The organism is Pseudomonas sp. LARHCG127, from assembly GCF_052871455.1.
The window spans coordinates 71578-83669 of the sequence record NZ_JBIXJT010000006.1; the positions used below are offsets into that span (position 1 = coordinate 71578).

Genomic DNA, 12092 nt, shown 5'->3' on the forward strand with positions numbered 1-12092 from the left:
GTGGCGAGGGAGCTTGCTCCCGCTGGGTCGCGCAGCGGCCCCTCTTTTTTGGGCCTGCTGCGCAGTCCAGCGGGAGCAAGCTCCCTCGCCACAGGTTTTGTGTTTTCTTGGCGGAGCCGCATTGCCCTATGCCGGCGCACAACCGCTGCCGATTCGGGATAACGGGAAAGTGCCCCCTGCCGCAAGATAACCTCGCCCACCGCTCAAACCGTGCTGGGCACAGAACAATAAAAATCCCCACGCGCAGGAAAACCTCAGCATGTCCTTCACTCGTCTCTCTATCCAATGGCGGATCACGCTCCTGAGCGGCCTGTGCCTGCTGGCCGTCGTCGGCGCACTGACCGGTGCCTCGCTGTATCAGAGCCAGCAAAGCGCAACGTTGCTCAAGCAGCAAAGCAGTCAACTGCTGGGGCGCTCGGCCCTGGAAGGTTTGCAGGCACAGGGCTTGGCACACGGTCAGCGGGTGGAACGGTTTTTCAGCGAAACGGCGATCTATGGGGAAGGTTTTGCCCAGCAAGTCCTGCAACTGCGCGCCCAGGCGTGGAACGGGCGACTGACACCGGGGCAACTGCGTCGGGACTTGATCGCCGCGACCCGCCAGGCTCTCCAGAACCGCGAAAAAGTGCTGGGCTTCTACGTGGTGCTGCTTCCCGACGCGCTGATCGGTGAAGATGCCGGCTTCACCGGCCAACGGGATCTGGCCGGCAATGAAATAGGTCGCTTTGCCCTGTACTGGTCGCAAAGCCAACCCGGCCATCTGGTGCAAGAAGTGCTCAGCGAAGCCCAGATCAGTGCCAACACCGCGCCACCGGGCAGCGAGCCGGCCAACGCCTGGTACGTCTGCCCCCAGACCCAAGGGCGCACCTGCGTGACCGAGCCCTACGCGATCGAGGTCGAAGGCCAGAAGACGCTGATGAGCAGCATCTCCATACCGCTGCTGGACCAAGGCAAAGTTATCGGTGTCGTCGGCATGGACATCAGCCTCGATACCCTCCAGCAACTCGCCGCCAGCCTGGCCAACGACCTGTATCCCGGCCACAGCGAAATCAACATCCTTTCCCCATCCGGGCAAATTGCCGGCCACAGCGGCACCGTGGCGGGTACGTCTGTCGATGTGCAGCAAACCGTGCAAACCGCTCCGGCAAACGCCCCTTGGCAATTGCAGATACGCGTGCCGGAAACGCTGGTACAAGCGCCGGCCCTGCACATGCAGGCCCAGTTGGACGACAAGCATCGCCAGGCCAATTGGTTCAATCTCAGCCTGGGCTTGCTGGCTGCCGGCTTGGGCCTGTTACTCATCTGGCTCACCGCCTACGGCGTGACCCGGCCACTGCTGAGGGTGGCGCAAATGCTCGATGCGATTGTCGACGGCGACGGCGATCTCACCCAGCGCCTGCCCGACGACCGCCACGATGAATTGGGCCATCTGGCCCAGGGTTTCAATCGTTTTCTCGATAAACTGCAGCCCATCATCCGCGATATCCAGCAAGCCTCCCTGGACACCCGCAACACCGCCGACACCTCGGCGCAGGTGGCCCGGGAAGTCAGCGCGGGCATGCACACGCAGTACCGGGAAGTCGAACTGGCGGCAACCGCCTTGCATGAAATGAGCACCAGCGCCCAGGAAGTGGCGCGCCATTCCCACCAGGCGGCCGATGCCGCCACCGTCGCCGAAAACGCTAGCCGATCAGGGCGGGAACTATTCGCCAACGCGGTCAACAGCATAGACAGCCTCGACCGCTGCCTGGAAACCACCCTCGAACAAGTGCAGGCACTGGCCGGCAACAGTCAGCACATCGGCCAGGTGTTGGATGTGATTTGTGCGATTGCCCAGCAGACCAACCTGCTGGCATTGAATGCCGCCATCGAGGCCGCCCGCGCTGGCGAACAGGGCCGTGGCTTCGCGGTGGTGGCCGACGAAGTCCGGCATCTGGCGAGCAATACGCAGAATTCGGTCGAACAAATACGCTCGGTGATCGAAGCGTTGCAGCAACTGAGCCAGGACGTCGTGCACAGCACCCAGTCGAGCCGCGAGCTGGCCAGGGACAGCGTCGTTCAAGTCGATAAGACCCAGGCGGCGCTGCAGCGCGTCACCGATGCCGTGGAAGTGATCGAACACATGAACCAGCAGATCGCCAGCGCGGCCTTGGAGCAAAGCGCTGTCGTGGAAGACATCAGCCATCGCGTCAGTGACATTCGCGGCATCAGTGAAACCTTGACCAGCCGCATGGAGGAAGCCTCGCAGGCGAGCCACTCGTTGCATGCCATGGCCAACCACCAGCAGCAGTTGGTGGGGCATTTTCGGATATAAGGGTGCTTGACGATTCACTGTAGTTGCCGGCACCCGCCAAACCCTGAGTGACACTCATTCGTCACTCGTGTCTGGCTTCGTCAGGCAGATCAACAACTTGAGTACCCAGATCGCCACCGCCGCTCTGGAGCAAAGCGCTATCGTGGAAGACATCAGCCATCGCATTAGTGACATTCGCGAAATCAGCGAGATCCTTGACCATTCGGATGGAAGAAGCAGCATCGCAGGCGTGTCACTCGTTGCACGCCATAGCCTCTTGCAATCTGCTTAACCAGCCTACGTGAACCGCCAATCTTAATTGAATCCAAATAAAGCTTGGCGAGCCACGGACGTTTGAAGGCCCGTGGCTTTCCACCTCATCGTGCTGCCGCTTTTCATCAATCGTTGGGTTTTTTACTAATAACGGGCGTGATCATCAGGATTCATTGAAGCATCAAGATGCCTCTGCGCGTCCTCGAGGGTGCGCTGAGGAAGCGTTATTTTGTTACCGTTTTTTGAGAAAACCTGGAATTGATTTGGATACTCCGGATCATCGGCGGAATATGCGCGAATTTCATATCCCCTATAATCGCTCGTTGTGTAGCTCATAACGTTCTCCTTGTCTGACGGTCTATTTCAAACTCAATCACCTTGATGGTGATTGCTGCATATTCTCAGCAAAAAAAAGATTGTCGCTACTGTCAGAACTAACAGGTGACGCCAAAAAATACGCCTACCTATAAAAATCAAATCCTCCTCCCCTGCATTCTGATGGGCCAACCATCATCAGCAAATGGTCGGTCAATTTCGGATCTAGCGGCCTGTGTGGTTACACAATTTCACAGAGCGCCTACAAAGCTTCACCCCTGCCACAGGCCTCGGTCCCTACCATGGGCGGCTCAATCGTGGGGAAGCACCATGTCCAAGACTCCTTTCGTCACACTGGGCCTGTTGGTCGGCGCGCTGCTGCTCAGTGGCTGTGACAGCGCCTCGAACCCGGAAGCCTCCGCCCCGCTGCCCAGCGTGCGTGTCGAAACCGTCCAGGCCCGGCCACTGTCGATCAGCAACGAGCTGAGCGGCCGGATCGCCGCGCCACGGGTCGCCGAAGTCCGGGCGCGGGTGGCCGGCGTGGTCTTGCAGCGGGTGTTCCATGAGGGCCGCGACGTCAAGCAGGGCGAGGTGCTGTTTCGTATCGATCCGGCGCCGTTCAAGGCCGACCTGGACAGTGCCGAGGCGGCGTTGCGCAAGGCCGAGGCCAATGCGTTCCAGGCCCGCTTGCAAGCCCAGCGTTATGCCCAGTTGATCGATGACAAGGCGATCAGTGGCCAGGACTACGACAACGCCCGGGCCAACGTGCGCCAGACGGCCGCTGACGTCGCCGCCAGCAAGGCCGCGGTGGAACGGGCGAAACTGAACCTGGGGTATGCCACGGTGACCGCGCCGATTTCCGGGCGCATCGGCCGCGCCCTGGTGACGGAGGGCGCCTTGGTGGGGCAGAACGAAAGCACGCCGTTGGCGCTGATCCAGCAACTGGACCCGATCCACGCCGACCTCACGCAGTCGACCCGCGAACTCAACGACCTGCGCCGCGCCTTTCGCGCAGGGCAGTTGCAAGCAGTCGGCCAGGGCCAGGCCAAGGCCACCTTGATCCAGGACGACGGCAGCCCTTACCCGTTGCCCGGCAAGTTGCTGTTCACCGACCTCAGCGTCGACCCGAGTACCGGCCAGATCACCCTGCGCAGCGAATTTCCCAACCCCGACCTGGACCTGCTGCCGGGCAGTTTCATCCGCGTGCGCCTCGAACAGGCGGTCAACAGCCAAGGCATCACCGTGCCGCAACGGGCCATCCTGCGTGACAGCGCCGGGGTCGCCCAAGTGTTGCTGCTGGACGCCGAGCAAAAGGTCAGCCAGCAACCGGTACAATTGGGCGCCGCGCAAAACGATCGCTGGGTCGTTACCCACGGCTTGAAACCCGGCGACCGCATCGTCATCGAAGGCCTGCAACACGCCCGTCCCGGCGAGCAAGTCCGGGTCGACGATTCCCCACTTCCCCTCGCCCAGGTTCCCGGGCCACAGGCAGGACACTAAGCCATGCCGCAATTCTTCATCGACCGTCCGGTGTTCGCCTGGGTCGTCGCCTTGTTCATTCTGTTGTCCGGTGTCCTGGCCATTCCACAACTGCCGGTGGCCCAATACCCGGTCGTGGCCCCGCCACAGATCGAGATCTACACGGTGTATCCGGGCGCTTCGGCGCAAACCGTGGACGACAGCGTGGTCAGCCTGATCGAGGAAGAACTCAACGGCGCCGACAACCTGCTGTATTTCGAATCCCAAAGCAGCCTGGGCAGCGCCACCATCACCGCGACCTTCCAGCCCGGGACCAACCCGGAACTGGCCCAGGTCGATGTGCAGAACCGCCTCAAGGCGGTGGAGTCGCGCCTGCCGCAAGCGGTCACGCAGCAGGGCTTGCAGGTGGACAAAGTCTCGGCCGGCTTCCTGCTGCTGATCACCCTCACCTCCAACGACGGCAAGCTCGACGACGTGGCCCTCAGCGACTACCTGGCGCGCAACGTGATGAACGAGATCAAGCGCCTGGACGGTGTCGGCAAGGCCCAGCTGTACGGCGCCGAGCGGGCCATGCGGATCTGGATCGACCCCCGGAAACTGGTGGGGTTCAACTTGACCCCGGCCGACATCAATGCCGCCATCGTGGCGCAGAACGCCCAGGTCTCGGCCGGCAGCCTGGGGGATCTGCCGAGCCGCAGCACCCAGGAAATCACCGCGACCATCGTCGTCAAAGGCCAGCTCAATACGCCGCAGGAGTTCGCCGACATTGTGCTCAAGGCCAACCCCGATGGCTCGACGGTGCGCATCGCCGACGTGGCCCGGGTGGAAATCGGCAGCCAGGAATACCAGTTTTCCACGCGCCTGAACGGCAAGCCATCCACTGCGGTGGCGGTGCAACTGTCACCGGGCGCCAACGCGCTGAACACCGCGACCCTGGTGCGCAGCAAGATGGACGAGCTGTCGCGCTACTTCCCGGCCGGTGTGGAATACAAGATTCCCTACGACACCTCGCCGTTCGTCAAAGTCTCGATCACCAAGGTGATCTATACCCTCGGCGAAGCGATGCTGCTGGTGTTCGCGGTGATGTTCCTGTTCCTGCAGAACATTCGCTACACGCTGATCCCGACATTGGTGGTGCCGGTGGCGTTGATGGGCACCTTCGCGACGATGCTGGCGCTAGGGTTCTCGATCAACGTGCTGACCATGTTCGGCATGGTGCTGGCCATCGGCATCCTGGTGGACGATGCCATCGTGGTGGTGGAGAACGTCGAGCGAATCATGGCCCAGGAAGGCTTGTCGCCCAAGGAAGCCACGCGCAAGGCCATGGGGCAGATCACCGGTGCGATCATCGGCATTACCCTGGTGCTGGTGGCGGTGTTCATTCCGATGGCGTTCATGCAGGGCTCGGTGGGGGTGATTTACCAACAGTTCTCGCTGTCGATGGCGACGTCGATTTTGTTCTCGGCCTTTCTCGCCCTGACCTTGACCCCGGCACTTTGCGCGACCTTGCTCAAACCGGTCGCCCAAGGTGATCACCACGGCAAAAACGGTTTCTTCGGCTGGTTCAACCGTGGTTTCGACCGATTCGGCGACCGCTACCAAGGATGGGTGGCCTACGCGCTGAAACGCAGCGGCCGATACCTGCTGATCTACGGCGTGCTGCTGGTGGGCATGGGCCTGCTGTTCAGTCGCTTGCCCTCCTCGTTCCTGCCGGTGGAAGACCAGGGCTACACCATCACCGACATCCAGTTGCCACCGGGCGCGAGCAAAAACCGGACGGTGCAGGTGGTGGAGCAGATCGAGGCGCACAACGCCGGTGAGCCGGGGGTCGGCGACAGCACGGTCATCCTCGGCTTCAGTTTCTCCGGCAGCGGGCAGAACGCGGCCCTGGCGTTCACCACCCTCAAGGACTGGTCGCAACGCGGCGCCGAGGACTCGGCGGCATCCATCGCCGACCGCGCGAACCTGGCACTGAGTCAGATCAAGGACGCCATGGCGTTCTCGGTGTTGCCGCCGCCCGTGGACGGCCTGGGCACCTCCAGCGGTTTCGAGTTCCGCTTGCAGGACCGTGGCGGCCTCGGCCACGCCACGCTGATGCAGGCCCGCAGCGAATTGCTCGCCGCCGCCGAAAAAAGCCCGATGCTGATCAATGTCCGCGAAAGCGCCCTGGCGGAGGCGCCGCAGGTGCAACTTGAAGTCGACCGCAAGCAAGCCAATGCCCTGGGCATTTCCTTTGCCGACGTCGGCAGTGTGTTGTCCACGGCGGTGGGTTCGGCCTACATCAACGACTTCCCCAACCAGGGGCGGATGCAGCGGGTGGTGGTGCAGGCCGAGGGTGACCAGCGCAGCCAGGTCGAGGACTTGTTGAAGATTCACGTGCGTAACAGCAGCGGGAAAATGGTGCCGTTGTCGGCCTTCGTCCAGGCCCGCTGGACCCAGGGGCCGGCGCAATTGACCCGCTACAACGGCTATCCGGCGGTGAGCATTTCCGGCGAACCGGCCCCGGGCTACAGCACCGGGCAAGCCATGGCTGAAATCGAACGGTTGGTGGCCCAAGGGCCGACGGGCCTGGGCCAGGAATGGACCGGGTTGTCCTTGCAGGAACGCCTGTCCGGCAGCCAGGCGCCGATCCTGCTGGGCCTGTCGCTGCTGGTGGTGTTCCTGTGCCTGGCGGCGCTGTACGAGAGTTGGTCGATCCCGACCTCGGTGTTGCTGGTGGTGCCGCTGGGTGTGCTCGGCGCGGTGCTGGCCGTGTCGTTGCGCGGCATGCCCAACGATGTGTTCTTCAAGATCGGGCTGATCACCATCATCGGCCTGTCGGCAAAGAACGCGATCCTGATCATCGAGTTCGCCAAGAGCCTGTACGACGATGGGCATGACCTGATCGACGCTACGCTCCAGGCCGCCCGCCTGCGCCTGCGACCGATCATCATGACGTCCCTGGCGTTCATTCTCGGCGTGGTACCGCTGGCAATCGCCACCGGTGCCAGTTCGGCGAGCCAGCAGGCCATTGGCACCGGGGTGATCGGCGGCATGATCACCGCCACCCTGGCGGTGGTGTTCGTGCCGGTGTTTTTCGTGGTGGTGATGAAGCGTGTCAGGCGTGTTGATTCAAAATGAGGCCAGGCCGGGCCACCGCTATCGCGAGCAAGCTTTGCTCCCACAGGGATTTGAGTTGAACGCCTATCCGGCGATCACCTGGGACAAACTGTGGGAGCGAGCTTGCTCGCGAAGAGGCCGGCACATTCAACATTTTTATTGACTAGGACGCCGCCTTCGCGAGCAGGCTCGCTCCCACAGTGGATCTTCAGCAGGCACAATATCTGCGTGCATCGGAAGTCCTTCTGTGGGAGCGAGCCAGCTCGCGAAGACGGCAGCGAGCCTAGCCCTCAGTCCGCCTGCACAGTCACCTGACACTGTTCGCCCAAGCCCTCAATACCCAAGCGCATGGTCTGGCCCGGGCGCAGGAATATCGGGTTGGGCTTGATGCCCAGCCCAACACCCGGTGGTGTGCCGGTGGAAATCACATCCCCCGGTTGCAGGCTCATGCAGCGGCTCAGGTAGGCGATCAGTTGCGGCACGCTGAAGATCAGCGTCCGGGTATTGCCGTTTTGATAGCGATGCCCGTCGACTTCCAGCCACAGATCCAGCGTATGGGGGTCGGCGATTTCGTCCCGGGTCACCAGCCAGGGTCCTAGAGGGCCGAAGGTGTCGAAGCCCTTGCCCTTGTCCCAGGTGCCGCCGCGCTCCAGTTGCCACTCGCGCTCGGACACGTCATTGATGACGCAATAACCGGCGACATGCTCCATGGCATTGGCTTCGTCGATGTAGCGCCCGCCCTTGCCAATGATCACGCCCAGCTCGACTTCCCAATCGGTCTTGAGCGAGCCACGGGGAATCTGGACGTCGTCGTTCGGCCCGCAAATGGCACTGGTCCATTTGTTGAAGATAATCGGCTCTTTCGGCACGTCCATGTTCGACTCGGCGGCATGGTCGGCGTAGTTCAGGCCGATGCAGATGAATTTGCCGACCTGGCCGACACAGGCCCCGATGCGCGGCTGCCCCTCCACGAGCGGCAGGCTGCGGGGGTCGAGGGCGGCGAGTCGCGCCAGGCTTTCCGGGCCCAAGGCCTGCCCGGCGATGTCCGCGACGTGGCCCGACAGGTCGCGGATCTGCTTGTCTTCATCCAACAGTCCGGGTTTTTCCGAACCTTTTTCGCCGTAACGCAACAGTTTCATGAAGTGCTCCTGCTCAAGTGAAAATTCAGAGGCTCATGCCGCCATCGATCACATGCACCGTCCCGGTGGTGTAGGCGGACGCGTCGCTGCCCAGGTACAACGCCAATTGCGCGATTTCCTCGGTGTGGCCAATACGACCCATGGGCTGGCGGTCGAGAAACTGCCGATAGACCTCTGCTTCTTCGACACCTTGTCGCGCAGCCTGGTCGGCGATGCGCTGGCGTAGCGAAGGCGAGTCCACCGTGCCGGGGCAGATGGCGTTGCAACGAATGCCCTGGCCGACAAAGTCGATGGCGACGGATTTGGTCAGCCCCACCACCGCCGCCTTGCTGGCAGCATAGGCGAAACGATTGGGCACGCCCTTGATGCTGGACGCGACCGACGACATGTTGATGATCGAGCCGCCGCCACGGGCGAGCATGCCCGGCAGGAACGCGCGGATCATGCGGTACATGGCCGTGACATTGAGGCCCATCGAACGTGCCCAGGACGCTTCATCGCATTCCAGGATGTTGCCGCTGTGCACATAACCGGCGCAGTTGAACAGCACGTCCAGCCCGCCGATGTGGTCGCGAGCAGCGTCGATGGCATCGGCCGAGGTGACATCGAGGATCATCGGCGTGATGCCTTCGATACCCGCCAATGCGCCAATATCAATGTCGCTGGCGAACACTTCGGCGCCCGCCTGGACGAAGGCAATGGCGCTGGCCAAGCCGATGCCTTGCCCGGCCGCCGTCACCAGGACTCGCTTGTTTTGCAGACTCATGCGGTCTCCAGTTGCGCTGCCGTGGGCGCGGTCTTGGGCGTCCTGCCGAGCATCGAGGCAGGGATCGCGAGGATCAATCCACCGCTGACCAACAGACACAAGGCCAACACGTAAGTACCGTTATTGATATTACCCGTCAGCGTTTCCGCCACGGCGGTAATCATCGAACCGGTGAAGCCCGACAGATTGCCGATGGCGTTGATCATGCCGATCCCGGCTGCGGCGGCGACGCCCGACAGCACGGTGCCCGGCAGCGTCCAGAAAATCGGCATCAGGCTGAGGATCCCCGAGGCGGAGACACTGAGGAACAGGACCGACAGCACCAGGTTATCGGCGAAAAACGCGCTGAGGATCAGCCCGACACCGCCAATGAAGGCCGGGATCGCCGCATGCAGGCGCCGCTCGCCGGTACGGTTGGAATGACGGGCGTTGAGCAGCATCGCCACCACCGCCACCGAGTAAGGAATGGCAGTGAGCAAACCGATATGCAGGCTATTGGTGATGCCGGTGCTCTTGATGATCGACGGCATCCAGAACGCCAGGCCATAGAAACCGGTGTTGAAGGTCAGCAGGATCAACACCAGCAACCACACCCGAGGGTTGAAAAACACTTCGCTCAAGCGCGTGGCCTTGCCCTGGTTGTCGGTTTGCAGATTGGCCTTGAGCAAGGCTTTTTCCGCGACGGAGAGCCATTTGGCCTTGTCTATGTTGTCGGCCAGGCAGACGATCACCACGAACGCCATGATGATCGACGGAATGCCTTCGATGATCAGCATCCATTGCCAACCGGACATCCCGTGGACGCCCTGCATGCTGTTCATCAGCCAGCCGGAGAGGATGCCGCCCAGGGTCAGGCTGACCGGCAGCGCCAGCAGGAACCCGGACATCACCCGGCTCTGCCGGTGGGTCGGGAACCAGTAGTTGAGGTAGAGGATCACGCCAGGGAAAAAGCCCGCTTCGCAGATCCCCAGCAGGAAACGCAGCACGTAGAACATCGTGCTCGATTCGAGATGGAAAAACGCCGCCAGCGGCACGGTGTAGGCCACGGCCATGGAGATCACCGCCCAGCTGAGCATGATCCGGGCGATCCAGAACCGCGCGCCAAAGCGATGCAGCAACAGGTTGCTGGGGACTTCGAAGAGGAAATAGCCCCAGAAAAACATACTGGCGCCCAAGGCATACACGGTGTTGCTGAATTGCAGCTCGTTGAGCATGTCGAGCTTGGCGAACCCGATGTTCACCCGATCGAGGTACGCCGCCATGTAGCACAGGAGCAGGACGGGAAGGATGCGCCAGATGACCTTGCGGTAGGTCCGTTCTTCGAAGTCGAGCTCGCCAGCTTGCGCCTGGGCGGGCAACTGCTCGGAGATGGTTTGCATAAGTAACCCCTGATTGTTTTTATTGGGTCACGTCGAATGAGCGAGTCATCCGGCGATTGAACGAGGACTCTACTGTCGGGGATCGATTCTTTCCCAATGGCATTTTTGGATTAGTTGATAACCATCTGTTATCGGAATCCAAAGGGGCTACTGCGTAGCCCAGCGGGAGCAAGCTCCCTCGCCACGGGGATTGCAGCAAGCCGCCCCACCGCTATCGCGAGCAAGCTCGCTCCCACACTGGATCTTGAGCAATTGCAGAATTCAGCTGAACCGCAGCCACCGGTGGGGGCGAGCGTGCTCGCGTTATCGGTGGGACAGTCCACCCCTCTGGCGGGCGTTGTCCTTGAGGATCTCGGCGAACTCCAGCGCCGCGCCCACCAATGGCTCATCCTTTCGCGTCAGGATCCCGTAATCCTGCGGCACCAGGTGCAGCGGCGTATCGAGGGTCTTGAGCTGGCCGCTTTCGAGCAGCGGATCGACCATGGCATTGGGCAGCATGCCGATCATGGGGCCGCGTTGCAGGACCTGGAGGAAGGTCTGCATGGAAATGGTGTCGATGGTGTTGCGCGGCATCCCCACCCCGGCTTCGGCGAAGGCCAGTTCCATGCGGGCGCGGATCGGCGTGCCGACCGGGTAGAGAATCCACGGCTGGTCCACCAGTTGCTGCAAGGAGGTCGGCCCGGCGTTCGCCAGGGGGTGGCGGTCGTTGACCACGATGCAGAACGGCTCCGGGGCCAGGGGCTGGAAATCGTAGCGCTGTTGCTGGCTTTGCTCGGTAAACCGCGCCACGGCCAGGTCAAGTTTCTTTTCTTCAAGCATCTTCATCAGATGGTTGCTGGTCTGCTCCACCACCTCGATGGACAGCAAGGGCCAGCGTTGCTTGATCTGCAGGATCGCCTCGGGCAAGGCCACCGCCGTCGCGGCAAAGATACCACCGACCTTGAGGTAGCCATGGCCGCCTTCGCGCAGGCTGCTGATTTGCTCGACGAACGAACGGGCGTCGTTCAAGGCGATCTGCGCGTAACGCAGCACATGTTCGCCCAGTGCGGTGGGCGGCATGCTCCGGGGTCGGCGTTCGAACAGGGCAAAGCCGAGCAGGCTTTCGATTTCCTTGAGCATCTTGCTCACGGCCGGCTGGCTGAGGTTCATCTGCTCGGCCGCCAGATGCATGTTGCAGGTGCGCCCCAAGGTATCGATCAGCAGCAGATGGCGAAATTTGAGCCAGCCGCAGAAGCTGGAGAAAGACAGGTCGGACATGGGCAATCCTCGACGATGCAATAACCGGACGTTATCAGATACTGAATATATCTCATTGGAGTTCATCAACAGCGCGCCCTAGCTTGAACGCTTTA

At 61.8% G+C, this 12092-nt stretch carries 7 protein-coding genes and 2 pseudogenes; 4 read left to right on the forward strand and 5 right to left on the reverse strand.

The annotated features are described in order from the left end of the window. Positions 1 to 259 precede the first annotated feature (259 nt). Both ACIPQ1_RS12095 and ACIPQ1_RS12100 read left to right on the forward strand, forming a co-directional pair. Positions 260 to 1453 (forward strand): annotated as a pseudogene (locus ACIPQ1_RS12095) (PDC sensor domain-containing protein); the annotation flags it as partial. 267 nt (positions 1454 to 1720) lie between these two features. After that, positions 1721 to 2311 (forward strand): annotated as a pseudogene (locus ACIPQ1_RS12100) (methyl-accepting chemotaxis protein); the annotation flags it as partial. A 396-nt stretch (positions 2312 to 2707) separates the two neighbouring features. On the opposite strand, the gene ACIPQ1_RS12105 reads toward ACIPQ1_RS12100, so the two are convergent. Next, complete coding sequence (locus ACIPQ1_RS12105; RefSeq protein ID WP_250964397.1) at positions 2708 to 2899, reverse strand: hypothetical protein; 192 nt, start codon at positions 2897 to 2899, stop codon at positions 2708 to 2710. 309 nt (positions 2900 to 3208) lie between these two features. Here ACIPQ1_RS12105 and ACIPQ1_RS12110 point away from each other — a divergent pair, with 309 nt between their 5' ends. Together ACIPQ1_RS12110 and ACIPQ1_RS12115 are read left to right on the forward strand one after the other, a co-directional pair. Then, positions 3209 to 4378 carry an efflux RND transporter periplasmic adaptor subunit gene (locus ACIPQ1_RS12110; protein ID WP_446534176.1) on the forward strand — a complete coding sequence of 390 codons (1170 nt, stop codon included), beginning with the start codon at positions 3209 to 3211 and terminating at the stop codon, positions 4376 to 4378. A gap of 3 nt (positions 4379 to 4381) precedes the next feature. Further along, a complete protein-coding gene (locus ACIPQ1_RS12115; protein ID WP_446534177.1) occupies positions 4382 to 7477 on the forward strand; it encodes a multidrug efflux RND transporter permease subunit in 3096 nt (1031 codons plus the stop codon). Positions 7478 to 7746: 269 nt separating this feature from the next. Here ACIPQ1_RS12115 and ACIPQ1_RS12120 read toward each other — a convergent pair whose 3' ends face one another. The 4 genes from ACIPQ1_RS12120 to ACIPQ1_RS12135 all read right to left on the reverse strand — a co-directional run bounded on the left by ACIPQ1_RS12120 (position 7747) and on the right by ACIPQ1_RS12135 (position 11997). Continuing rightward, the gene (locus ACIPQ1_RS12120) at positions 7747 to 8595 is read right to left on the reverse strand and encodes an ureidoglycolate lyase (RefSeq protein ID WP_446534178.1); all 849 of its coding nucleotides are present in this window, start codon (positions 8593 to 8595) and stop codon (positions 7747 to 7749) included. A 25-nt stretch (positions 8596 to 8620) separates the two neighbouring features. Continuing rightward, positions 8621 to 9361 (reverse strand): SDR family oxidoreductase, encoded by a 741-nt coding sequence (locus tag ACIPQ1_RS12125; RefSeq protein ID WP_411384938.1) that lies wholly within the window; start codon positions 9359 to 9361, stop codon positions 8621 to 8623. Continuing rightward, on the reverse strand, positions 9358 to 10740 hold the full coding sequence (locus ACIPQ1_RS12130; RefSeq protein ID WP_411384939.1) for an MFS transporter: 1383 nt from the start codon (positions 10738 to 10740) through the stop codon (positions 9358 to 9360). Before ACIPQ1_RS12130 ends, ACIPQ1_RS12125 begins: the two co-directional genes overlap by 4 nt. Positions 10741 to 11043: 303 nt before the next feature. After that, positions 11044 to 11997 (reverse strand): LysR family transcriptional regulator, encoded by a 954-nt coding sequence (locus tag ACIPQ1_RS12135; RefSeq protein ID WP_446534179.1) that lies wholly within the window; start codon positions 11995 to 11997, stop codon positions 11044 to 11046. Positions 11998 to 12092 lie beyond the last annotated feature (95 nt).